The sequence below is a fragment of the Chryseobacterium vaccae genome (assembly GCF_009602705.1).
Lineage (GTDB): Bacteria > Bacteroidota > Bacteroidia > Flavobacteriales > Weeksellaceae > Chryseobacterium > Chryseobacterium vaccae.
This window is the reverse complement of the sequence record NZ_VSWH01000001.1, coordinates 576,568-599,744: the sequence shown is the minus strand read 5'-3', so window position 1 is coordinate 599,744 and position 23,177 is coordinate 576,568. Positions and strand designations below refer to the sequence as shown.

General features: G+C 38.1%; 21 protein-coding genes. 12 read left to right on the top strand and 9 right to left on the bottom strand.

Going from position 1 to position 23,177, the window contains the following annotated elements:
* Positions 1-154 precede the first annotated feature (154 nt).
* The 3 genes from FW768_RS02690 to FW768_RS02680 all read left to right on the top strand — a co-directional run bounded on the left by FW768_RS02690 (position 155) and on the right by FW768_RS02680 (position 3,934).
* Positions 155-838: a porin family protein gene (locus FW768_RS02690; protein ID WP_153392145.1), complete on the top strand. Its 684-nt coding sequence runs from the start codon at positions 155-157 to the stop codon at positions 836-838.
* A 328-nt stretch (positions 839-1,166) separates the two neighbouring features.
* Positions 1,167-2,876 carry a DUF262 domain-containing protein gene (locus tag FW768_RS02685; RefSeq protein WP_153392143.1) on the top strand — a complete coding sequence of 570 codons (1,710 nt, stop codon included), beginning with the start codon at positions 1,167-1,169 and terminating at the stop codon, positions 2,874-2,876.
* 356 nt (positions 2,877-3,232) lie between these two features.
* Positions 3,233-3,934, top strand: coding sequence for a porin family protein (locus FW768_RS02680; protein WP_153392141.1), 702 nt, complete (start codon positions 3,233-3,235; stop codon positions 3,932-3,934).
* A gap of 84 nt (positions 3,935-4,018) precedes the next feature.
* On the opposite strand, the gene purF is transcribed toward FW768_RS02680, so the two are convergent.
* The 5 genes from purF to FW768_RS02655 all read right to left on the bottom strand — a co-directional run bounded on the left by purF (position 4,019) and on the right by FW768_RS02655 (position 9,297).
* The gene (gene purF, locus FW768_RS02675) at positions 4,019-5,518 is read right to left on the bottom strand and encodes an amidophosphoribosyltransferase (protein WP_153392139.1); all 1,500 of its coding nucleotides are present in this window, start codon (positions 5,516-5,518) and stop codon (positions 4,019-4,021) included.
* Between the two features lie 78 nt (positions 5,519-5,596).
* Complete coding sequence (gene purC / locus FW768_RS02670; RefSeq protein ID WP_153392138.1) at positions 5,597-6,316, bottom strand: phosphoribosylaminoimidazolesuccinocarboxamide synthase; 720 nt, start codon at positions 6,314-6,316, stop codon at positions 5,597-5,599.
* A gap of 34 nt (positions 6,317-6,350) precedes the next feature.
* A complete protein-coding gene (locus FW768_RS23920) occupies positions 6,351-6,557 on the bottom strand; it encodes a DUF3307 domain-containing protein (protein ID WP_310000206.1) in 207 nt (68 codons plus the stop codon).
* Between the two features lie 2 nt (positions 6,558-6,559).
* Entirely contained in the window at positions 6,560-7,165 is a 606-nt protein-coding gene (locus FW768_RS02660) for a SatD family protein (RefSeq protein ID WP_153392136.1), read from the bottom strand.
* Between the two features lie 266 nt (positions 7,166-7,431).
* On the bottom strand, positions 7,432-9,297 hold the full coding sequence (locus FW768_RS02655) for an endonuclease (protein ID WP_153392134.1): 1,866 nt from the start codon (positions 9,295-9,297) through the stop codon (positions 7,432-7,434).
* Between the two features lie 191 nt (positions 9,298-9,488).
* Here FW768_RS02655 and FW768_RS02650 point away from each other — a divergent pair, with 191 nt between their 5' ends.
* The 9 genes from FW768_RS02650 to FW768_RS02610 all read left to right on the top strand — a co-directional run bounded on the left by FW768_RS02650 (position 9,489) and on the right by FW768_RS02610 (position 18,662).
* Complete coding sequence (locus FW768_RS02650; protein ID WP_153392132.1) at positions 9,489-10,628, top strand: acyl-CoA dehydrogenase family protein; 1,140 nt, start codon at positions 9,489-9,491, stop codon at positions 10,626-10,628.
* Between the two features lie 203 nt (positions 10,629-10,831).
* Entirely contained in the window at positions 10,832-13,762 is a 2,931-nt protein-coding gene (locus tag FW768_RS02645) for a reprolysin-like metallopeptidase (RefSeq protein WP_153392130.1), read from the top strand.
* 398 nt (positions 13,763-14,160) lie between these two features.
* Positions 14,161-14,865, top strand: a complete 705-nt coding sequence (locus tag FW768_RS02640; protein ID WP_153392129.1) for a glycohydrolase toxin TNT-related protein — start codon at positions 14,161-14,163, stop codon at positions 14,863-14,865.
* Positions 14,866-14,875: 10 nt separating this feature from the next.
* Complete coding sequence (locus FW768_RS02635) at positions 14,876-15,295, top strand: hypothetical protein (protein WP_153392127.1); 420 nt, start codon at positions 14,876-14,878, stop codon at positions 15,293-15,295.
* A 326-nt stretch (positions 15,296-15,621) separates the two neighbouring features.
* Positions 15,622-16,089: a pyrophosphohydrolase domain-containing protein gene (locus FW768_RS02630; protein ID WP_153392125.1), complete on the top strand. Its 468-nt coding sequence runs from the start codon at positions 15,622-15,624 to the stop codon at positions 16,087-16,089.
* Between the two features lies 1 nt (position 16,090).
* On the top strand, positions 16,091-16,657 hold the full coding sequence (locus tag FW768_RS02625) for a TlpA family protein disulfide reductase (protein WP_153392124.1): 567 nt from the start codon (positions 16,091-16,093) through the stop codon (positions 16,655-16,657).
* A gap of 1 nt (position 16,658) precedes the next feature.
* Positions 16,659-17,264, top strand: coding sequence for a DUF4230 domain-containing protein (locus tag FW768_RS02620; protein WP_153399750.1), 606 nt, complete (start codon positions 16,659-16,661; stop codon positions 17,262-17,264).
* A 13-nt stretch (positions 17,265-17,277) separates the two neighbouring features.
* Positions 17,278-17,463, top strand: coding sequence for a hypothetical protein (locus FW768_RS02615; RefSeq protein ID WP_153392122.1), 186 nt, complete (start codon positions 17,278-17,280; stop codon positions 17,461-17,463).
* 518 nt (positions 17,464-17,981) lie between these two features.
* A complete protein-coding gene (locus tag FW768_RS02610) occupies positions 17,982-18,662 on the top strand; it encodes an IS110 family transposase (protein WP_185151925.1) in 681 nt (226 codons plus the stop codon).
* Between the two features lie 109 nt (positions 18,663-18,771).
* Here FW768_RS02610 and leuB read toward each other — a convergent pair whose 3' ends face one another.
* Genes leuB through FW768_RS02590 form a run of 4 tightly spaced genes read right to left on the bottom strand, consistent with a single transcriptional unit; the run spans position 18,772 to position 23,090 of the window.
* Entirely contained in the window at positions 18,772-19,896 is a 1,125-nt protein-coding gene (gene leuB, locus FW768_RS02605) for a 3-isopropylmalate dehydrogenase (protein WP_153392118.1), read from the bottom strand.
* Positions 19,877-20,482, bottom strand: coding sequence for a 3-isopropylmalate dehydratase small subunit (gene leuD / locus FW768_RS02600; RefSeq protein ID WP_153392116.1), 606 nt, complete (start codon positions 20,480-20,482; stop codon positions 19,877-19,879). The genes leuB and leuD overlap by 20 nt, the downstream gene beginning before the upstream one ends.
* Positions 20,483-20,513: 31 nt before the next feature.
* Positions 20,514-21,902, bottom strand: a complete 1,389-nt coding sequence (leuC, locus tag FW768_RS02595) for a 3-isopropylmalate dehydratase large subunit (RefSeq protein ID WP_153399748.1) — start codon at positions 21,900-21,902, stop codon at positions 20,514-20,516.
* A 24-nt stretch (positions 21,903-21,926) separates the two neighbouring features.
* Positions 21,927-23,090 carry a 2-isopropylmalate synthase gene (locus FW768_RS02590; RefSeq protein ID WP_153392114.1) on the bottom strand — a complete coding sequence of 388 codons (1,164 nt, stop codon included), beginning with the start codon at positions 23,088-23,090 and terminating at the stop codon, positions 21,927-21,929.
* Between the last annotated feature and the right edge of the window lie 87 nt (positions 23,091-23,177).

Below are 23,177 nucleotides of genomic sequence, written 5' to 3'. Positions count from 1 at the left end.
GTATTTTCATTTTTAACAAATTTTGATTTCAATAGAAAAGGTCAGGTTTATGTACTTAAATCTGACCTTTTCATTTTTATATGACTTTTATCATTTTCTTTGTTTTGGTAAGACATTTGCTGCAAAATGGTGAACAAGTATTAAATTAAAAATCATGAAAAAACTATTTTTAGGACTAGCTCTTGCGGGAAGCCTTTTCACGTATGCTCAAGAAAAAGGAAAATCAACCTCTCCTGTTACTTTTGGTGTTAAAGCCGGACTTAGCGCAGCTACTTTAAGTAAATCTGACAACTATGACAATGACCAGAAGCTAAAGGCAGGAGTCTATGCAGGGGTATTCGCCAATATTCCTATTGCTGAAAAATTCAGTATCCAGCCTGAACTTCTTTTCAGTCAGCTAGGTTCAAAAACAGAAGACAGCTACACGTATTATTCAGACAATTATAGATTTAAGCAGGAATATGATTATAAATTAAATTTAAATTATATCACAATGCCTGTAATGGTACAGTATAATATCCTTCCTCAGCTTTATGTAGAAGCAGGTCCGGAATTCGGATTGTTATTAGGCGGAAAATCAAAAGGAGACAGAACATTGACCGAAACAATGGGTAATACAACCACAACAAAAACAGAAAAGTTCTCCGATAAAATCCCTACAGAGCTTTATAATAAGTTCAATTTCGGAATTGGAGTTGGTGCTGGATACTATTTCACTGAGAATTTTGGAGTTACTGCCAGATTTACAGCAGGAGTTACTGATATATTTAAAGAAAACTCAGGAGATGCTATCAGAAACAATGCATTCCAGGTGGGTGTAGCTTATAAATTCAAATAAGAACATATATTTTCAAAAAAATGCCGGGCTTCTCTCAGAAGTCCGGCTTTTTTTGCTTTACAACATATAGCAAATTAACCTGCGTTCGGGTTAAGGAGTTTAAATGTAAAGGCTGGAAGTTACTTTTAGTGATACCTATTGAAAGCTATCAGAAAATCAAATTGAATAAAAAAATCAATATTTACTGTTAATGACTTTCATAACTTCCATCATCCAGCTTAAAACCTGCATCCATCAAATATTCCGAACTGAGTAAAATAATCATTCATTACGGGAATCCGTAAGGCAGCCGACCTTAAGCGTCTTAGATTTGAATATAAAATCAACTATGGACGCAGGAAAAAGAACCATCAACGACATTTTTAACGGAAACAGGATTCTGGAAGTTCCTTTTTTTCAAAGAGCTTATGTTTGGGGAGAAGAACAATGGGAAAGACTTTTAGAAGACATGGAAAACATAAGTTTTGCCAATAAGCCTTATTTTTTAGGTTCTGTCATTTTAAAGCAGCAACCCACGGCAACCGGCAGCAGAGTTGGAGATAAAAGAACTCTTATTGACGGGCAGCAGCGACTGACTACCCTATCCATATTTTTCAAAGTACTTTCGTTAAATACGGGTGATGATTATGAGTATAACAGGATGTTTAAACTGAGAGATTTAATTGCCATTCAGCACAATCATAACGATATTGATGCTTACGAACAAGTAATGAACTTAATGGAATTGAAAGATCTGACCGGCACTGATAATATCACCAAAGCCTATCTCTATTTTAAGCAGAATATGAATGCGGACAAATTAGATATCAACAATATTCTCTCAAAAATTTTATTTGTGGGTATTGACCTCGACGAAAATGAAGATGAACAGCAGATTTTTGACACCATCAATTCACTAGGCGTTAAACTGACGACTGCTGAACTCCTGAAAAATCATTTCTTTAACAGAGATGAAATCTCAGCTTATCAGACCTACTGGAAAAATATTTTTGAAAAGGATGATGAAGCCAAAAACTATTGGGATAAAGAAATTACAACCGGAAGATCAAAAAGAACATTCATTGACCTGTTCTTCTTTTCATATCTTCAGATTAAAATTCAGGATAAAACACTTAATGTAAAAACAGAAGACAAAATAGAATTTTCAAAAGTTGAACATTTGTTTGAATCCTATAAAAGCTTTATCAAAAATTATCTGAACAATGACAAGAAAACTATACTTGCTGAAATAAAAGACTATGCACTGATCTTTCAGGAAAACTTTGATTTCGATATTATAGAGAATGAACTTACTAACCAATCCGGAATAGAAAGAATCAATGCTATTATTTTTGGATTAGATACTTCTACCCTGATCCCTTATGTACTTTACATTCTTAAAAATGTTACAAATGATAGGGACCGTAATGAATTATTTGATTTCCTTGAAACCTACATTATGCGGCGAATGGCTGTTCATGCTACCACAAAGAATTATAATCAGCTTTTTACAGACAGACTGATTAGCCATGAAATTCTATCTAAAAAACAGTTCCTTGAATTTTTGGAAGGCCAGGCCGATAAAGTTAACTTCCTTCCATCCGATAAAGAACTTAAAGACGGTTTCGGAAATTCCTATCTGATCAATAAACAATCCGCAGGAATTTTATATTTTATTGAATCTAAAATACGTAACAGAAGTTTACAGTCTACACAGCTTCTGGGGATCAGCAAATACAGTCTGGAGCATCTCATGCCTAAAAAATGGGAGAATCATTGGGGAAAACTGACCAGTCAGGAAGATAAAATGAAGCGTAACAGAAAGCTTCTGACTTTAGGGAATTTAACCATCATTACACAAAATCTAAACTCAGTAATCCGGGATGCCAACTGGAATATTAAAAGAAAAGGAAAAGGAGATAAACAAGGATTAAATACTTATTCAGCCGGGCTTGAAACAATCAGCCAATACTTAACTCTTGATCAATGGAATGAACAGACTATTGAAGACAGAGCACAGTTTCTGTATGAAAAAGCAAAGAAAATATGGTCAATCTGATTAAAAACAATGATGTATTTCAGAGTTGGCACCTATATAAATTCAATTAAAATCCTGTTTTAGGAATCAATGCCGGAACTTTTATAAAAGTTCCGGCATTTTTATTTACGGAATTCCGCCATTAAAATAAACCAACCGAATCCTTTTGAAAGCAGAAAATTCTTTAAAAAATTCAGGTTACGGCCATCAATATTTTACAAAAACGAAAGAAAAAGCTACAAAAAACAATAACCAAAACCATCGCCAAAGGCCTACGGATAAGGGTTTTCGAAGTTTGGCAAGCATTTTGCAAAATACATGAAGTCTGATTGAAAAATTGGATAAGAAGTAAAATAGTAAAATTAAAAAATAAAATTATGAAGAAGTTATTTCTAGGGCTGGCAGCCGCTGCTGGCACTCTGACTTTTGCGCAGGAAACAAAAACTGTAACTCAGGAACCCATCAAAAAGGAAACACAACCCATCAGATTCGGGATCAAGGCAGGAGGAAACTCAGCTCAGTTTAGCCAGCAAAGCTTTGGTTTGAACAGCCAGAAATTAGGTTTTCATGCAGGAGCATTTGTTAACATTCCCATTTCAAAGCAATTTAGCTTCCAGCCAGAGGTTTTATACAACCAAATGGGTGCGAGAGATGTAGCTTACTCCACAGAACAGACAGTAGGAGCAACTACGATAAAAACCAAAGGACAGGATAAAGTAACAATGAACTATATTTCCGTTCCGTTAATGGTTCAGATGAGACCTATGGAAAAGTTCTATGTGGAAGCCGGACCGGAATTCAGTTATTTCATCAACGGAAAGAATAAAGGAGAAGCTACTGTAGCCAGTACTACAGGAGGAATCACAACCACTCAGACGCAGTCTCATTCTGAAGACCTTAATAAGGATAACATCAACAGATTCAACTTCGGTTTAGGCTTAGGTTTAGGGTATGATATTACTTCCAACATCGGAATTAATGCGAGATATGTAAACAGTCTTACCAAGATTGATAAAAGTGTACCTGCCGCTGAAAACAACAACAGAGTTTTCCAGTTAGGGGTAAACTACAAATTCTAATCAAAGAAAACCAATTTTTTAACTCCAATAGCAAAGGCCTGATTTAATGTATTAAATCAGGCCTTTCATTGTATTTAAAGTAAATTAATTAAATAATTCTACTTCCTCTCCTTTTCCTACCGGATATTCTTCTGTAAAGCATCCGAAGCAGTGATTGGAAGATCCTAAGATCTCTTTCAGATTATCTGTGCTTAAAAACTCTAAAGAATCTACTCCAAGATAGTCTCTAAGCTGTTCTGTAGTCATGTTAGCTGAAATCAGATCATCTTTGGATGGGGTATCAATTCCAAGATAGCAAGGTGCAATAATGGGCGGAGAAACACTTCTGAAGTGAATTTCTTTTACCCCTGCATCTTTCAGAATTTTCACCAGTCTTTTGGAAGTTGTTCCTCTTACAATAGAATCATCAATAATGACTACTCTTTTATCCTTGATTTCAGAGATAATCGGGTTTAGCTTAAGATTGACAACCCTTTCTCTCATCTCCTGTGTAGGAACGATGAAACTTCTTCCAATATATCTGTTTTTAATCAGTACGGGACGGAATGGTATTCCTGAAGCTTTTGAGAAACCAATTGCTGCCGGAACTCCTGAATCAGGAACTCCTATCACCACATCAGCTTCTACCGGAGCCTGTTCCCAGATTTTCTCACCGGATTTTTCTCTGATCTCATATACGTTGATGTTTTCTAGAGAAGAGTCAGGTCTTGCAAAATAAATATACTCAAATGAGCAGATTCTCTGTTTTCCTCTCTTTTCATCTACCATATAAGAGTGCAGTTTTCCAGGCTCATTTTCATTGGTGTAAATGATTTCTCCGGGAAGGATGTCTCTTACATACTGAGCACCTACGGCATCCAAAGCTACTGATTCAGAAGCTACCACATAAGACTTCTCGTCAATAGCCCCCAGAACCAAAGGTCTGATTCCGTTAAAATCTCTGAAGGCAAAGAATTTATTTCTCGTCATTCCTACTACAGAATACGCTCCCTCAATTTTTTCCATTGTAGCTTTAATGGCTCCGCGAAGACCTAAATCAAGGTTCTTCTGGATCAGTCTCAGAATAACTTCAGAATCTGATGTAGCTCTGAAAACCACTCCTTCAGCTTCCAATTCTTTTTTCAGCTCTTTTGCATTGGTAAGGTTTCCGTTATGGGCAATGGAAAGGATAATCTGGTCGTACTCGTTTTTCGCAAAGAACGGCTGGAAATTATATTTCTTTTTATCCCCTGCTGTTGTATATCTCGTATGACCAATCGCAGAATTCCCCATAAAGGCTTCCGGCTCCTGGATTTCTTTATAAACATCCAAAACCAGTCCTTCATCTTTCATATTGGTGATCTTTCCATTTTTCAGAACGGAAATACCACAGGCTTCCTGCCCTCTGTGCTGAAGGGCAAAAAGACCGAACTGAGACAAAGAAAACGTATCCAGATCATTGTCGGAATACAGTCCGAAAATACCGCACTCCTCATTGGGAGCATCCAGTCTTTCCTCCTCCTGCGTTCTGAAAAGATTGCGTCCGTAGGTCTGGTCTTTAAACTGTTTTAAATATTCACTTTTATGAATGTCTAAACTTTTCATTTCTATTTTTTCTAATTTAGAAGTTAACCGTTAGATATTGATAATCAGAATAAGTTAACTTCAATGATCATTTTTAAACTACTTTCCAAGTAGGTTTTTCAGTCTGTTATAGATCTCTACATACGCTTCTGTAACTTCTCCAAGATCTCTTCTGAATCTGTCTTTATCCAGTTTCTTCATCGTATCTTTATCCCAAAGTCTGCACGTATCCGGAGAAATTTCGTCTGCAAGGATGATCTCACCATCAGAAGTCTTTCCTAACTCAATTTTGAAATCTACCAGGATGATGTTCATTTTATCGAAAAGATCGATCAGGATTTCGTTGATATCTGAAGTCAGTTCATACATTTCATCAAGTTCTTCATAAGTAGCTGCTCCTAAGAAAACAGCATGGTGATCGTTGATAAGCGGATCTCCCAATTCGTCTTTTTTATAGCAGATATCGAAGATGGTTACCGGAGATTTAATTCCTTCTTCAACCCCTAATCTCTGAGCCATGCTTCCTGCAGAATAGTTTCTTACTACCATTTCCAAAGGAATGATGGATACTTTTCTTACCAGCTGCTCTCTTTCGTTTAATTGTTTAATGAAATGAGTTTTAATCCCTTTTTCATTTAAGTATTCAAAGATCAAAGTGGTGATGGCGTTGTTCATTTCACCTTTAAGGTCCACCTGTCCTTTCTTTTGAGCGTTAAATGCGGTAGCATCGTCCTTGAAACGTACTACTACTTCCTCAGGATTATCGGTTGCAAATACCTGTTTTGCTTTACCTTCGTACAACATTTCTTTCTTTTCCATTTCTAAAAATTCTTATTAGTTAGATTTATTTAAATTATTTTATTAAAATTCCTGTTAAAGCCGCCATTCCTGAACTCAATGATAGACCAATCGCATACGCTCTGCTTCGCCTGGAATCAGAACACACAGATACAAGCCGGAACTTTTTCAGCTTACGGTGCTCTCTATCAGCAACCCATGAATTTGGCTGAAGAATAAAATCTCCGAGTAGATGTGCCAATATGAGTTGAGTAAAGATCATGCTTACAGTTCCGAGATTTTCTTTCTAAAATATTGATTGGTTTCTACGATCAGTTCGTAGTTGGCGCGTTTCAGCCTCTGACTTACCGAGGACTGTGATATAGCAAACTTTTTAGCAAGGTCTTCCTGTGTGATATCCTGGTTCATAATCATTTCGTGAATGATTTCTGCCGTTGCTACGGTCCAGTTATCAAAATCTTTGGTAGACCATTTCAGAAGGATATTAAGATCCCGGTCTACAGATTCGTTGGAGGTTTTTATGGCCACAGTATGCCCGTCGCTTTTCAAATCTTTCAGAAGTCTGCCGGAATGTACGTACGCTGTACCATTAGATTCGGTGATCTTTTCAGATGAAAAACTTTCCTCTCCAATGCCTATGGCAAGTCTTATATCCAGATTTTCCTGGCTTTTTATCAGTGATTTAATGGCTAGAAAATGCCAGAATGCATCATCAATGCTACACTTGAATTGAAATTCGTCTCCTCTGTAGATTTCCCATACAAGCGGTGAGCTCCCCCAAGTTTCCAGAAGATTTTTGAGTCTGGTTAACCAGGCTTCCGTGTCTGCATGCTGTGAATTTATAATATCTCCGGTAATAACCGCTATCATAATGCAAATATAAGCATAATTACTTATAAATAAAAAATATAAGCAGAAACACTTATAGATATTAATTATTAGTGAATCTGCTTATATCGATTATGCAGGGAAAATAAGGTTTAAAGAAGATTAGTAAAACTTTTTTACCACTCTTATGATAAGGAGCTGTTTCCTGCTATCCGCTCATACTCCTCACGCCATCAGCTTTCCAGCTTCATGCTGCGGGGTAACCGCTGCTATCAGGGCTATGGAACTGTCCTTCTAACCTTACTTTGTTATTTTTTAATAAACTGGTAAGCTTTATCATCCAGTTTCAGGAAGTAAGAACCGGCAGAAAGATTCTGAACGGAAATATTCTTTTTACTTCTGAACGGTTCTTTCTCTGTATAAATTACCTTACCGGAAAGATCAATAATCTGGGCTGTTTTTACTTTTTCTGTTTCTCCGGCTACAAATAAATTTTCAGAAACCGGATTCGGATAGATTTTAAATTCTTTGGTATCGGTCATTAAATCTGTAACAGATAAGGTTCCTCCAAGATTCTGGCAATAATTCATAGGATGAGTATCCCATTCATTAATATTGAATGTAGTCACCGGCTGGTCTACCGTAATCTTTCTGTATAAAGATCTATCCTGCAACGTTGATGAATTGTCCTGTCCTACCACTCCAATGGCATCAACACTGGATGACTTATATCTTAATTCCACATAGTTTCTACCATTAAATGTCATCTGCGGAGCTGCTGTTACAAACCGGGCCTGATTAATAGTATAGCAGGAAAAATTAGCTGCTGGATTTAAAACCACAAATGTTTCATTATTCTGAACAGTACCTTCCAATTCATAAGGAGCAGGGAAATAATAGTTTGCCCCGCTTGGCAGCTGGATAGAAATTCTGTAGTTATTTAAATTAACAGGATGGCCTGTTTTGTTGGTTATCTCAAGAGCTTTATTATTACCTGTCCCCTCCAGGTATTTGGAAATATACAAATCTTTTGCATACACATCTGTAGCCAGTGTTGTTACCGGCAATGTATTACTGTCAGCAGACGACAGATACCCGTTATCATATGCTTTTACTGTAAAATTGTAGGTTGTGGAGGGAGTCAGGTGGTCAATGCTTACCGTAGTGCCTTTTGTTGTGGCAACCAATGTTCCGTTCTGGTAAACCTTATACCCGATTACATCTGCATCTGCGCTGGGAGACCAGCTCAATGTAGTAAAATAAGCACTGGTCTGAACCGCCGTAAGATTAGACGGAATCTGAGGTGCCACAGTATCAGGATTCTGCCCCCATATGGCTGTTACCAGGGAAGGATTATCTATAAAAGGATTCCTATTATTCTGAATGGCATACACTGCATTATTACGGTCTCTCTCCCTGTCTGAAACAGGATCGGCAGCATGCCATTGCAGCAGCATCGCAATATAAGCAGGCTCAAAAGCCCTTTCTTCCGTTCCGTCCAGCGGATTGGTATCCGAAGCAGGATTAGTACTGTTATTAAAATTGAATGTTCCTAATTTTCCCTCATATCTTACAGCGAAATAAAGCAGACTTCTTGCAATATCTCCCCTGAATTCAGGAATAGGTTCATATACCCTGCCGGTATAAACCCAGTTAGGGATGGCACTATTACCTATTTTTGACGAATTAGTGAAAGTATAATGGATGGTAGAGTTAATAACTCCATAAGGATAATTGCTTCTCAGCTGATTAATTTTGGCATCCGTAGGAATAACATAAAATAAATCCGAATACATTGGATAATTACTATAAAATGTACTCTGAGGCATCATATGCTCTCTGTTCCATCCTTCACCTTCACCTCCGGAGCTCCCGATCATCTGGGCGCTTGTATATTCATATGCATCCGGCCCTGACGGTATTTCAGAATAAATATCCAGCAGTAATGTCGTATTGGAAGCATTGTGATCATAATATTTATCAAGATCCGTCTGGTTATAGTAATTCTGAAGATCACCATAATGCCAGTTAATATTCTTCGCTGCAATAATATCATGCAGCTTAGACTTCAGAGCATAGCCTGTAAGTCCGGCTGTTCCGTCGTAGTATCCTGCCGGCGCCTGGGCGGATAGAAGTGACGAAATTAAAATAACAGGAAATAGAAGTTTTTTCATACCTTAAAAATTGGGAGGCTAAAGTAGTAAATTAAAACACTTAAAGTTCTGAAAATTTTATTAAAAAAACATTAATTCGTAAAATATAAAAAATTGAAAACTACTATTTTGCAAATAAACTGCTATGGAAGAAATAATTTTTTTTAGCATTCGTTCAATTTATTTATCTTTGGGAACTAACTATTATCTATATGAATACAGAGACTATTGACAACATCAAAATGATAGCTGAAACAGCAAGAGAATTCGCTGAGAAAAATATCAGACCGAATATTATGGAGTGGGACGAGAGCCAGACATTTCCAAAAGATCTTTTTCACCAGTTAGGAGAAATGGGTTTTATGGGAATTGTAGTTCCTGAGCAGTACGGAGGCTCCGGCTTGGGCTATCATGAATATGTTGCTATCCTGGATGAAATCTCTCAGGTAGACCCTTCTATTGGTCTTTCTGTAGCTGCACACAACTCACTTTGCACCAACCATATTTATGAGTTCGGAAATGAAGAGCAAAGAAACAAATGGCTTCCTCAGCTGGCTTCCGGAAAGGTAATTGGCGCCTGGGGACTTACAGAACACAATACAGGTTCAGATTCCGGAGGGATGTCAACCACAGCGGTGAAAGACGGTGATGAATGGATCATTAACGGGGCTAAGAACTTCATCACCCATGCTATTTCCGGTGATATTGCCGTAGTGATGACCAGAACTGGTGAAAAAGGAGCAAAAAATAACTCTACAGCTTTTGTATTAGAAAAAGGAATGCCGGGGTTTACTTCCGGAAAAAAGGAGAATAAATTAGGAATGCGTGCTTCTGAAACGGCAGAACTTATCTTCGACAATGTACGTGTACCAGATTCACACCGTCTTGGAGAAGTAGGTGAAGGATTCAAACAAGCCATGAAAATTCTTGATGGCGGAAGAATTTCTATCGCAGCTTTAAGTTTAGGAACTGCAAGAGGAGCTTACAAAGCGGCTTTAAAATATGCTAAAGAAAGACACCAGTTCGGAAAATCAATCTCTGAATTCCAGGCGGTTAACTTTATGCTTGCTGATATGGCAACAGAAATTGACGCAGCAGAACTTCTTATTCAAAGAGCTTCAACGCTTAAAAATGCAAAGCAAAAAATGACGAAGGAAGGTGCAATGGCTAAATTATATGCTTCTGAGGCGTGTGTAAGAATTTCCAACAATGCTGTTCAGATCTTCGGAGGTTATGGATATACTAAGGACTTCCCTGCTGAGAAATTCTACAGAGACTCTAAACTTTGCACCATTGGTGAAGGTACTTCAGAAATCCAGAGATTAGTGATCGGAAGAGATATTACCAAATAATTAGAAATATTTCATCAATAAATCAATAGCATACGTATTTTGCGTATGCTATTTTCTTTTTTCGGGATAATACGTCTTTCATTACATTTAATGTATCGCATAGTATTTTAAATGAATTATCTAAAATTTTCTTAAAAAAACTTGTTTTTCGTAATATAAAATTTATTAGCTTTGATATTCCACAATCAAAACAAATAATTAATATGAAAAAACAATTCTCCATGATTGGGATGCTGCTTATTACAGGTATCTCATTCGCGCAGACAGATCGTCTATGGACTGAAGGCTCTAAAAAAGCATCTTCAGAGGTTTTTGAAAACAAAACCAACATCAGCAACCCTAAAGTTTACAGCCTTGACATTAACGGATTGAAAAACGTACTGGCCAAAGCACCTAAAAGGCTTGCTCAGGGAGAAAAATCAGAAATCATTATTTCTTTCCCTAATTCTGAAGGAAAGATGGAAAATTTTAAAGTAAGAGAGCAATCCAATTTTGACCCTCAGCTTGCTGCAAAATATCCCGACATCAAATCTTACGTTGGAGAAGGTTTAAGCGACCCCAACTCTACCGTTTACTTCAGTGTTTCCCCGCTAGGCCTGTCTTCCATGGAAATTTACGGCGACAAATCTGCCGTTTTTATTGAACCGTATACCAAAGATCTTTCTACGTATGTGGTTTACAAAAAGTCTGATAAAAAAGACAACCTCAACAAATTCGAATGTACGGTGATTGATGTAGCCCAGAAAGGTGCTTCCAATGCCAGCCTCGCTGCAAGACCTAATGCAGATGATGCCAAATTAAGAACATTCAGGCTTGCATTATCATGCACAGGAGAATACACTAGTTATTTCGGAGGAACTAAAGCAAATGCGCTGGCCGCCATGAACACAACCATGACCCGCGTAAACGGTGTTTTCGAAAAAGACTTTGCCGCCAGAATGGTTCTTATTGCCAATAACGATGCCGTTATCTATACCAACGCTTCTACAGATCCTTATTCTGCAGCTTCAGGAATGAGCAGCTGGAATTCCCAGCTTCAAAGCACCCTGACTTCAGTAATTGGTGAAGCCAATTATGATATAGGACACCTGTTCGGAGCTTCCGGAGGAGGCGGAAATGCAGGCTGTATCGGCTGTATCTGTACCAACGGGTCAAAAGGTAGTGGCTACACCTCTCCGGCAGATGCTATTCCTTCAGGAGATAATTTTGACATTGATTATGTAGCTCACGAAATGGGGCACCAGTTTGGAGGAAATCATACCTTCTCTCACGGAAATGAAGGAACAGGTGTAAATATGGAACCAGGTTCCGGATCAACCATTATGGGCTACGCAGGAATTACAGCACAGGATGTACAGCCACACTCAGATGCATTTTTCCATGCGGTAAGTATTCAGCAGATTACCAATAATATTAAAGCTAAAACATGCCCGGTAAGCACTTCTACAGGAAATTCAATTCCAACAGCAAACGCCGGCCTTGATTATACAATTCCGAAAGGAACTCCTTTCATGCTGACCGGAACAGGAACAGATGCGAACGGAGATTCACTAACCTATATCTGGGAGCAGATGGATAATGCTTCCTCCTCACAAACAGGAGCCAGCTCAGCAGCAAGTGCCACAAAAGCATCCGGACCTACTTTCAGATCATGGGCACCTACTACTTCCCCTGTAAGATATTTCCCTAGAATGGCCTCCATTCTTACCGGAGCAACCACTACCGCGGGGTCAGAAATCACAGTAGAAGCTTTATCTAATGTAGCCAGAGCACTCAATTTCAGATTTACCGTTCGGGATAACAGAGCCGGCGGTGCAGGAAATAATTCAGACGATGCAGTAATTACTGTTAACGGAACAGCGGGACCTTTCAGTATCACTTCGCAAAACTCAGCCACTACTTACGCAGGCGGAAGCTCTCAAACGGTAACATGGAACGAAGCAGGGACTACCTCCAACGGAGTAAATGCCGCTAACGTAGATATTCTTTGGTCTACAGATAACGGAAACACCTGGACTACTCTTCTGGCAGGAACGCCAAACGACGGATCTCAGGCTGTAACCATCCCTAATTCATCTACAACAAGCGGAAGATTGATGGTAAAAGGTTCAAATCACATTTTCTTTGATGTGAACAATGCCAACATTACTGTAAATGCAGGCTCAGGCGGAACAGATACTGTTGCACCTACAGCCCCTACTCTTGCAGCTTCAGGAACAACAGCCACAAGCACCAATCTTTCATGGAGCGGAGCTACTGATAATGTAGCCGTAACAGGATATGATGTATACATGAACGGTTCAGTGATCGGAAATACAGCGTCTACCACTTATACCGTAACAGGTTTAAGCCCTGCAACAACTTACAGCTTCAGTATAAAAGCTAAAGATGCCGCCGGAAATATTTCCCCTTCCAGCAATACCGTAAGTGTAACAACACTTTCAGGAGGTACGGTAACCTACTGTTCTTCATCAGCCAGCAATACCGCAGATGAAAGAATTGGAAATGTAAAATTCGGAACCATCAACAATACCTCAACAGGAACTGCAGGTTATGAAAACTTCACATCTGTTTCTACCAATGTTACCAGAGGAAGCGCTTATACCATCTCTATAACCCCTGTATGGACCTCAACTAAATACAGCGAAGCTTATGCCGTTTATATTGATTATAACGGAGACGGTGACTTTACCGACAGCGGAGAATTAGCATGGTCTAAGGCAGGCTCTACAACAACTCCTGTAACGGGAAGCATTACCATTCCTGCAACCGCAGCCATTGGTTCTACAAGAATGAGAGTAATGATGAAGTACAGCTCTATCCCAACTTCTTCTTGTGAAGCATTCACATACGGCCAGGTTGAAGACTATACCCTTAATATCGTTTCTTCAGGCAGAGGAGAGCTTTCTGATACCAAAGATTTAATCACCGGATTCAGACTATATCCAAATCCTGTAAAAGATGTATTATATATTTCAAATACGGAATCTGAAGATTATAAAATCTTCGATATGGGTGGAAAACTAATCAATTCAGGAAAACTAGAAAGAGGCAGCATAAATGTAAGCGGACTTATTAAAGGAGCTTATATGATCCAGATTGGAGAAAGCGCCAAGAGATTCATCAAGAATTAATATTCATTTTTTAATGCGATGTGACTGACCGTTCAATTATTGAGCGGTCTTTTTTATATAAAATCAAATTAATTTTAATATAAATATGTTAAAAACCATACTATTAACACAATGAATTTATTAATAATAATTTATTTTAATAAAATTCAACATAATTTACTTTTTTGATTTAAATTTACAACTCAAACGCTTATTCATTGTACTGTTTTACCCAAAGGTATTTAAGGGAACCTTGAACCTGTTTTCTATGGCATTACTGTTTTCCTGAAAATTAACTGCCGGTAATCTGAAGTACATCTGTAAACGGTTAAAAAACATCATCATAAAATCTGCGGAATCTGCGGACATTCTCCTCTCTTAAATACTTGATTAAATCATTAATAGTTTAAATTATTTATATGAAACATTTATTTAAGTACATTTTATTTTTCTCAATGGCCTTTTTTTCAATGGCCTGCAGCTCAGACAGAGAAGATGAAAACACAGGAAACGTTACGCATGTATTCTATAAAAATGCGGATGAACTTGCAGTCACCTATGATCCCACCGGAACAGTAGGATCTGAAGCCAGAAATTATGTCTTTGACCTCTACAAAAAAGGCAGATGGACTGAAATGGAATACTTTTTCACGGGTAATAACCTAAACGGAGGATGGCCTCCTGCAAACGGCGGCTATAATATTGTGGATGATGTTCCCATTCTGGCAGGACAAAAATTCGACCGATACAGTGGGGCCATCGGAAACTATGACGGAACCGGAAACCCTACTCTGGGAGGAAGCTTCACAAGTCCTATCATTAACGGATACACTTACACCTTTACACAGAGAGCCCTTAACCAGCCTGAAAACAAATATGATTTTTATTATGAAATAGATGTCCTGAATTCATTACCTTTCCAGTCTCAGACGGCAGATATTATTCCATGGTTTAATCAGGCAGGAAATGGTAAGCAGACCATGTGGAAGATCCCGATTGACCCAGCTACAGGTTATCAGAAAACGTGGAATAAGCTGGCAGCTGAAGGATATGTAAAAATCACGATTAAGAAAAGTCCAAGCGGAAAATATAATAACTTAGCAGGTACAGTTATTCAGCAATAAAACCATTCAAATGTATTCAATATCAACAAAAATAAGCATCAGCAAAAAAGCCCTCATTGAAAAAAGCATCTTCACCAATGGTGAAATAAACCCTTCAGCCATTACAAAATTCATCTGCTGTGACTGCAGCCATGAAAATATGGTTGAAATCATTCCTTATCAATCCGGATTTCCTATTTTTCAGGTGTACCACGAAGATAAAATACTATCTAAAAACGAATTGCTTCAAAACGGGATGGCTGCTGAAACCTCAAAAGGAATGATTCATTTCGGGGAATTGACTGTCAATAATTTGCCCACTTTATATTTCGGAACCAGCTGTAAAACCTGCCCTGCAAAGTATATCGGTATATTTAGTTATGGAGAAAAGCAGCCGGGACTAACGGCATTACAGATTTCAGGTATATGGAAATATAAAGAACTTAAATAATTGATATTGAATATATTTACGAATAATAAAAACAAGGTCCACAATTTTAGGTTGTGGATTTTTTATTGCTCGCAGATGGAGCAGATTTTTGTTGATATTAACCGTAGTAACCTGCTGATCTGTGAGGAAGTTATGGCTGAATTACGTTCAAACCTTATAGGTTTAGCAATAAACATATGCCTTTCATCATTCACAAGTTATTTTTAACATTTAAAGTCTCATCAAATTATTAAAATACAGCACACTGCTTATTTACAAAAGGATTATATCTTTAGAATTTCCCCATTTACAAATCGTTTTCTATCTTTGCGTAAATAAAAAATTTCATGGATAAAATTGACAGTCTGAACCAAGTAGCAGAATTCCATACTACTTTCAAAGCCCCTATTTTAGATACTCCGCAAATCCCTTCTCCCGAAAGATGCAACCTTAGAGTAGAACTTTTACAGGAAGAACTTAATGAATTAAAACAGGCCATTGCCGACAATAATATTGTAGAAATTGCTGATGCACTGTGTGATCTTCAGTATGTTTTAAGCGGAGCTGTGCTTGAATTCGGACTTGGCAGTAAATTTGTAGAGTTATTCAACGAAGTTCAGCGTTCCAATATGTCGAAAGCTTGTGACAATGAAGAACAGGCACAGGAAACTGTTGAGTTTTATAAAGCAAAGGAAGTAGAATCTTTTTATGAAAAGTCTGGAGAAAAATTCAATGTTTACAGACAGGCAGATCATAAAGTATTAAAAAACAAATACTACTCCCCTGCAGATCTGAAAACAATTATCGAAAAATAATATGAAGAAATTTATTACAAAGATTGTTGCCGTTTCATGTATTGTTCTGGCTGCCCAACAGTTCAGCGCTCAAAAAGTGGTAGTAAACCGTGAGGTAGAGACTCAGAATGACGGTAAAATGCTTTTGGGAAATCAGCTGAAAGAACAGTTTTTAAAGGCTCCGTATGCAGACTGGTATGTGAAGGAATATGATGAATATGCCCTTGACCAGAAAGCGATCAGCGAACTGAGAAAAGGAAAACTAAACACGTATTCACTTGTCGTTTTCATGGGAACATGGTGTGAAGACAGCCACAGGGATTTTCCAAGACTGATGAGAATTCTGGAAGAATTGAAATACCCGGACAATAAACTAACGATTATTGCTGTCAACAGGAAAAAAGAATCTCCAAACGGAGATGAAGTGCGCTACAACATTCAAAAGGTTCCTACCATTATTGTAGAAAAATATGGAAAAGAAATCGGAAGGATTATTGAAATGCCTAAAACCGGCTATATCGAAAGAGACCTGGTTGAAATCCTGAAAAAAGATGACGGTTCTGTAATTAAAGAAATTTTTGGCAAATAAGTTGAGAAATTATAAAGTAATCATATCGTTTGCAGCAGGAGTTCTTGCTATGCTGATTCTATTCTTCGGCCTTAAATCATGTCTGAATCTTGGCGGAAAAACGGAACAGTCAGATTATTATATCCTGACCAACCAGATTTCCAAGATGAATAAAATGGTGGTGATGGAACAAAATACCTCCAGTATGCAGAAAACCAAAATGGGTTACGAGGTGTTTGGAAAGGAAGTTTCAAGCAATAGTATCATCACTTACACGAAAACCAATGCCCAGGTTTCTTATGATCTGAACAAAATGAAGATAGAAGTGGACTCCATCAACAAAAAGCTGGTGATCACAGAACTTCCCGATGCGGATATAAGAATTACACCAAGTGTTGAAATCCAGTCTCTGGATGATTCGTTCTTCAACAGGATTTCTGAAAAAGACATTAAGAATGTAACTCAGAAAGCCAAGGAAACTGCTATGAAATCTATTGATCAGAATCAGCTTCGGACTGAAGGTCGTAAACAATTAATGGAAAATCTGAATAATATTTTCGTTTTGGCAAAAGCTTTGAATTATACTATAGAAGATAAAACCGGCAAACTCGGTATTTTAGGACTCTAAAAATATAGAAGCTATGAATTCAGAAGACAATCACAAAAAGAAAGAATCTGCGAATTCAGCAGAAACGAAAAAGCAAAATCAGGATTTTCAGAATATTCCTGCATCATCAGAAAAGACCAATCCGCCTGATATTGACAAGGAAGATGTTCAAAAGTCTTCCAAAAACAAGTCGGGAAAAACGGATAACACTGAAAAATAAAACCCAAAGGTTCTGTCTCAATAGCAGAGCCTTTTTTATTTTATCACCTTGAAAATTTATAGAGAATTGTAAAGATTTCTGTTTTTATTTTCTCTCGGCAGATCTAGCAGATTAAGCAGGTTTATATATCTGTAAAATCTGGGGATAAAAATTTCCGTGTTTTATGTACCACAAATTCAAGAATGAAATTTTTGATGTGTGCTAAAACTAAGTCTAAAAAAGTTCCAGGCAAAATATACATGATCCCAATTTTATCGAAGATAAAATCCTGGCGCCTTATACCACAGCATGTAAAAGAAAAATAGCGTCCTTTAGTTTGTAAAAAGAAATTAAGTTTACAGAATTAAACCATTCACAAGAAACAGGGTGAACCATATTGCGTCAGAGGATTCTTAGACCTATGCAAAGATTATGAACCCTGTTTCTTTGAGAGCAAGGTCATAATAGAAATTTAGGTTTAGGACCTATTATCAAGGGCTTAGACAAAACTCTCAATGTGAATGATAAACTCAAAAGTTATGAGACAAAAGTATGTTATTGGCATCGATATTTCCAAATTAAAACTAGATTGTACAGTAATGAATTTTGAATACAAAGTTCAATGTGAGCTGATTATCCCCAATACAGAGAAAGGAATTACTATTTTTTTAAAAGATCTTTTAAAAATGCTAAAAATAACAAAAGAAGATCTTTTGATTTGTTGCGAAAATACGGGGATTTATAACCGTCCATTGGAAAAAGTCTGTTCAAAATCAGAATATCTACTTTGGGTGGAATATCCTTTGAAAATCAAAAAAGCAGCAAGTGATTTAAGAGGAAAAGACGATAGGAAAGATGCCAGAAAAATTGCAGAATATGCTGTGCGTTATCATGATAAAATAATGCCTTATGAAGAACCAGAGGAAGTTATACAACAAATGAATGTACTGGCCAAATCCCGTGATACACTGCTATTGCAGAAGACAGCACTGGAAAATCAATTGCGGGAAGCTAAGAGCCACGATGTGTATGTGTTTAAGCTATTAACGTATTACCAGAGAAAAGTAGAGCAGGGTAAAAATAAAATGAGTGTTCTCAATGCCGTAAGAAATAAATTAGTACACCGAATAATGGCCGTAATCAAACGAAAACAGCCATTTTTACCAAAGGAAGAATTTTTATCAATAAAAAATTCTAATAATATTTGTTTATTAACATAGAAATCTTTGCGTAAGCCAACATGTAGGCCAATAGTACTTATCCAAAATCAAAAGGTTCCGCCGGAGCAGAACCTTTCTTTCTAATCTATTATTATATGGGCTGTGGTGTCTATACAATGGTAGATTTTCCGATCTTGATATTTTCAAAATTATAATAGGATTTTTCAGAATACCGGATGTAATCGGAAATAAAGCTTCCCACTTCCTGTGTGGAATAATGCTGTTCCGCATTAAGATCCACCGTAACATATTTATTTTCTAGGGCGTGTTCTACAGCTCTTTTCAATTTATCTGCAGCATCATAAAGTTCAAGATGATCAAGCATCATGGCTGTACTCAGAATAGAAGCCACAGGATTGGCAATGCCTTTCCCTTTTGCCTGGGGATAAGAACCGTGTATAGGTTCAAACAGGGCATTTTCCTCACCAATAGAAGCTGAAGGAAGAAGCCCTATGGACCCGCCAATCACACTTGCTTCATCTGAGATAATATCTCCGAACATATTTTCAGTCAGGATCACATCAAACTGTCTGGGATTAAGGATCATTTGCATGGCCGCATTGTCAACAAACAGATAATCCAGCTGAACGCCCGGATACTGAGACGCAATTTGCTTACAAATCTTTCTCCAAAGCCTTGAAGTATCCAGAACGTTGGCTTTGTCAATAAGGGTAAGCTTTTTATTTCTCTTTTCCGCTTCTTTAAAAGCCATATGAACGATAGGAACAATATCTTCACGGCTGTATTTGCAGATATCATAAGCGTAAGCACCTTCCGGATCGGTAAATTTTTCTCCGAAATAGATTCCGCTCACCAGCTCTCTGAAGATCTGAATATCTGTTCCTTCAATGATTTCTCTTTTTAAAGGACTTTTTTCAATCAGAGAAGCATACGTTTTCAAAGGTCTTATATTGGCAAAAAGACCTAATTCCTTACGGAGTTTCAACAGTCCTTGTTCCGGCCTCACCTTCGCATCAGGATCGTTATCAAAAACAGGATCCCCTATCGCTCCAAACAGCACTGCATCTGAATTTCTGCAGATCTGCAAGGTTTCTTCTGGTAATGGATCTCCTGTTTTAAAAATAGCTTCCGCACCAATCAGTCCGTATTCCGTGTGAAATTCACACTGGAAAACCTCACCAACAGCTTCAAGTACTTTAATACTTTCTCCAACTACTTCAGGACCAATTCCATCACCGGGAAGCACTGCTATTTTAAACTGTTTTTTGCTCATACTTTTGTGTTTTTAGTTCAAATTGCTCTATCGCCTGTTTTTTGCTGATTAAAAAATCAATATCGTCATAGCCGTTAAGAAGGCATATCTTTTTATAAGAATCGAGTTCAAAAGTTTCGGTTTTTCCATTACAGCTGATGGTTTGCTGTTCCACATCCACCGTGATTTCAGTTTCAGGATTTTCTGTGCTTATTTTTAAAATATCTTTCAGGAATTCTTCGGAGACTTTTACCGGAAGAAGGCCGTTATTCAAGGCATTTCCCTTAAAAATGTCTGCAAAATAACTGGAGATGATCACTTTAAAACCATAATCCGTTAAGGACCATGCTGCATGTTCCCTGCTGCTTCCACACCCGAAATTATTACCTGCTACAAGAATCTCCCCTTTATATCTGGGGTTGTTCAGGACAAAATCCGGATTGGGCTCCCCCGTATGGATATTGAATCTCCAGTCTCTGAACAGATTTTCGCCAAAACCTTGCCTTTCTATACTTTTAAGAAATCTTGCAGGAATAATCTGATCTGTATCTATATTTTCTGCCGGCAGCGGAACTGCGCGGGATTGTATTCGCTTTAATTGTTGCATGTGTTGTTAAAAAATATATTTTAAAACCTTTTTAATTTAAATTTTCAAAAGCTGAAATTCTGCCTTCAATGGCTGCTTTGGCTGCTGTAAGCGGACTGGCCAGTATTGTTCTGGCTCCCTGTCCCTGTCTTCCTTCAAAATTTCTGTTGGAAGTGGAAACACAGTATTCACTTTCCGGAATCTTATCATCATTCATCGCAAGACACGCGGAGCATCCGGGCTGGCGAATCTGAAACCCTGCTTCGTTAAAAATCCGGTCAAGACCTTCCTCGTAAATCTGTTTTACCACCTGCTGAGATCCGGGAACAATCAAAGCTTTAACATTGTCCGCTTTACTCTTTCCTTTAATATATTGTGCTGCCGATCTGAAATCTTCTATCCTGGCATTGGTACAGCTCCCTATAAATACATAATTCACTTTGATGTCTGAAACCGTCTGTCCTGCATTTAATCCCATATATCGGAGGGCTTTTTCTTCAGATTCATTCTGTGGGGCAGGAATTACTTCATTCACAGAAATACCCATTCCCGGATTGGTTCCATAAGTGATCATAGGATGAATTTCTGAAGCATCAAAACTCAGTTCCTGATCAAATACGGCTCCTTCATCCGTTTTTAGTGTTTTCCAGTACGCCAGTTCAGCCTCCCATTCTTCACCCTGAGGGGCAAAAGGTTTTCCCTTCACATAGTCAAAAGTCGTTTCATCAGGAGCGATCATACCGCCTCTTGCGCCCATTTCAATACTCATATTGCAGACGGTCATTCTTCCTTCCATCGACATTTCTTCAAATACATTCCCTGCATATTCGCAGAAGTAACCGGTTCCACCGTCTGTCCCTATTTTGGAGATAATATAAAGGATCACATCTTTAGGCTGGACATTTTTATTCAGTTTTCCGCTCACGGTAATCCTCATCGATTTAGGCTTGTTCAGCAGCAGGCACTGACTGGCAAAAACCTGTGCAACCTGGCTGGTTCCTATCCCGAAAGCAATCGCTCCGAAAGCACCATGTGTGGAAGTGTGGCTATCTCCGCATACAATACTCATTCCGGGACGGGTAATTCCCAGCTCCGGGGCAATGATATGTACGATTCCCTGATACGGATGTCCAAGGCCAAAAAGTTCAATATTATTTTTTGCGCAGTTTTCTTCCAGCTGCTCTACCTGATTCCGGGAAAGGTCGTCCCTGATCGGCAGTTCCTGATCCAATGTTGGGACATTATGATCAGCGGTGGCAACAATCTGCTCCGGTCTGAATATTTTCAGGTTTCTGGTTTCAAGCTCTGCAAAGGCCTGAGGGCTGGTTACTTCGTGAATCAGATGTTTATCAATATAGATAATCTGTGGTCCGTCCGGAACAGTCTCCACAACATGGGCATCCCATACTTTGTCAAAAAGAGTTTTTTTATTCATTGTCATATGGTCTTGATTATTCATCTTCATCTATCCTATTTTTCTGCTGAAAGTTTCCATCATCAGATACAGATCATCATTTTTAACTTCCTTTTTTAGATCTGCTATCTTCAAAAATTCCTGATACAGAAAGTCTAATTCATTTTTGGTAATATCATATCCAATGTGTTTAAAACGGTAGGCCAAAGCTGAACGCCCGCTTCTTGCTGTAAGGATGATAGAAGATGCATTCACTCCTACTTCTTCAGGATCAATGATTTCATAGGTTTCCCTGTTCTTGATGACACCGTCCTGGTGGATTCCGGAACTGTGAGCGAATGCGTTGGCTCCTACAATCGCTTTATTAGGCTGTACCGGCATTCCCATCAGATCTGAAACCATAAGGCTCATTTCATTAAGCATCCTGGAATTCACATCGGTGTGCAGATTTAAGTGTTTATGCTGTTTCAGGATCATAACCACTTCTTCCAAAGCTGTATTTCCAGCCCTTTCTCCCAATCCGTTGATTGTACATTCAATCTGACGTGCACCGTTAGCCGCTCCTGCAATGGAATTGGCCGTAGCCAGCCCCAGATCATTATGGCAATGGCAGGATAAAATTGCTTTTTCAATACCTTTTACGTTTTCTTTCAGGTATTTTATTTTCCGGCCGTATTCTTCAGGAAGACAATATCCTGTGGTATCCGGAATATTAAGAACCGTAGCGCCTGCTTTAATGACTTCCTCACAAACCTTTGCCAGATAGGCATTATCTGTTCTTCCGGCATCTTCCGCATAGAATTCTACATCTTCCACATAGCTTTTGGCATATTTTACAGCTTCTACAGCCCGCTCCAGAACAGCTTCTCTTGTTGAATTGAATTTGTATCGGATATGAGAATCTGAAGTCCCTATTCCGGTATGGATACGTGGTTTCTTTGCATATTTCAGAGCTTCCGCAGCGGTATCAATATCTTTTTTATTAACTCTTGTCAGTCCGCATACTTTAGCATTTCGCATCAGCTTTGAAATTTCTGAAACCGATTCAAAATCTCCGGGGCTTGAAATCGGGAAACCGGCTTCTATTACATCAATCCCTAGCTCATCAAGGCTTTCAGCGATAATCAGCTTTTGCTGGGTATTCAGCTTACATCCGGGAACCTGTTCTCCATCTCTTAATGTGGTGTCAAAAATTTCAATCTTTTCAGAACTCATAATTAAATTTTTACTTAATTTTGAATCAAAACTACAGCTTACTATATTTTTTTATTTTCATTAATTCTGAAAATTACAATATCCAAC

Bases quoted from the DNA above. Each gene is read 5' to 3' on its own strand.
- FW768_RS02650 (WP_153392132.1), top strand. From the start codon at position 9,489: ATGAATACAGAGACTATTGACAACATCAAAATGATAGCTGAAACAGCA.
- FW768_RS02690 (WP_153392145.1), top strand. From the start codon at position 155: ATGAAAAAACTATTTTTAGGACTAGCTCTTGCGGGAAGCCTTTTCACG.
- leuC (WP_153399748.1), bottom strand. From the start codon at position 21,902: ATGACAATGAATAAAAAAACTCTTTTTGACAAAGTATGGGATGCCCAT.
- FW768_RS02590 (WP_153392114.1), bottom strand. From the start codon at position 23,090: ATGAGTTCTGAAAAGATTGAAATTTTTGACACCACATTAAGAGATGGA.
- FW768_RS02615 (WP_153392122.1), top strand. From the start codon at position 17,278: ATGAATTCAGAAGACAATCACAAAAAGAAAGAATCTGCGAATTCAGCA.
- FW768_RS02655 (WP_153392134.1), bottom strand. From the start codon at position 9,297: ATGAAAAAACTTCTATTTCCTGTTATTTTAATTTCGTCACTTCTATCC.
- FW768_RS02685 (WP_153392143.1), top strand. From the start codon at position 1,167: ATGGACGCAGGAAAAAGAACCATCAACGACATTTTTAACGGAAACAGG.
- FW768_RS02640 (WP_153392129.1), top strand. From the start codon at position 14,161: ATGAAACATTTATTTAAGTACATTTTATTTTTCTCAATGGCCTTTTTT.
- leuD (WP_153392116.1), bottom strand. From the start codon at position 20,482: ATGCAACAATTAAAGCGAATACAATCCCGCGCAGTTCCGCTGCCGGCA.
- FW768_RS02680 (WP_153392141.1), top strand. From the start codon at position 3,233: ATGAAGAAGTTATTTCTAGGGCTGGCAGCCGCTGCTGGCACTCTGACT.
- leuB (WP_153392118.1), bottom strand. From the start codon at position 19,896: ATGAGCAAAAAACAGTTTAAAATAGCAGTGCTTCCCGGTGATGGAATT.
- FW768_RS02635 (WP_153392127.1), top strand. From the start codon at position 14,876: ATGTATTCAATATCAACAAAAATAAGCATCAGCAAAAAAGCCCTCATT.
- FW768_RS02645 (WP_153392130.1), top strand. From the start codon at position 10,832: ATGAAAAAACAATTCTCCATGATTGGGATGCTGCTTATTACAGGTATC.
- FW768_RS23920 (WP_310000206.1), bottom strand. From the start codon at position 6,557: ATGATCTTTACTCAACTCATATTGGCACATCTACTCGGAGATTTTATT.
- FW768_RS02610 (WP_185151925.1), top strand. From the start codon at position 17,982: ATGAGACAAAAGTATGTTATTGGCATCGATATTTCCAAATTAAAACTA.
- FW768_RS02630 (WP_153392125.1), top strand. From the start codon at position 15,622: ATGGATAAAATTGACAGTCTGAACCAAGTAGCAGAATTCCATACTACT.
- purC (WP_153392138.1), bottom strand. From the start codon at position 6,316: ATGGAAAAGAAAGAAATGTTGTACGAAGGTAAAGCAAAACAGGTATTT.
- purF (WP_153392139.1), bottom strand. From the start codon at position 5,518: ATGAAAAGTTTAGACATTCATAAAAGTGAATATTTAAAACAGTTTAAA.
- FW768_RS02625 (WP_153392124.1), top strand. From the start codon at position 16,091: ATGAAGAAATTTATTACAAAGATTGTTGCCGTTTCATGTATTGTTCTG.
- FW768_RS02660 (WP_153392136.1), bottom strand. From the start codon at position 7,165: ATGATAGCGGTTATTACCGGAGATATTATAAATTCACAGCATGCAGAC.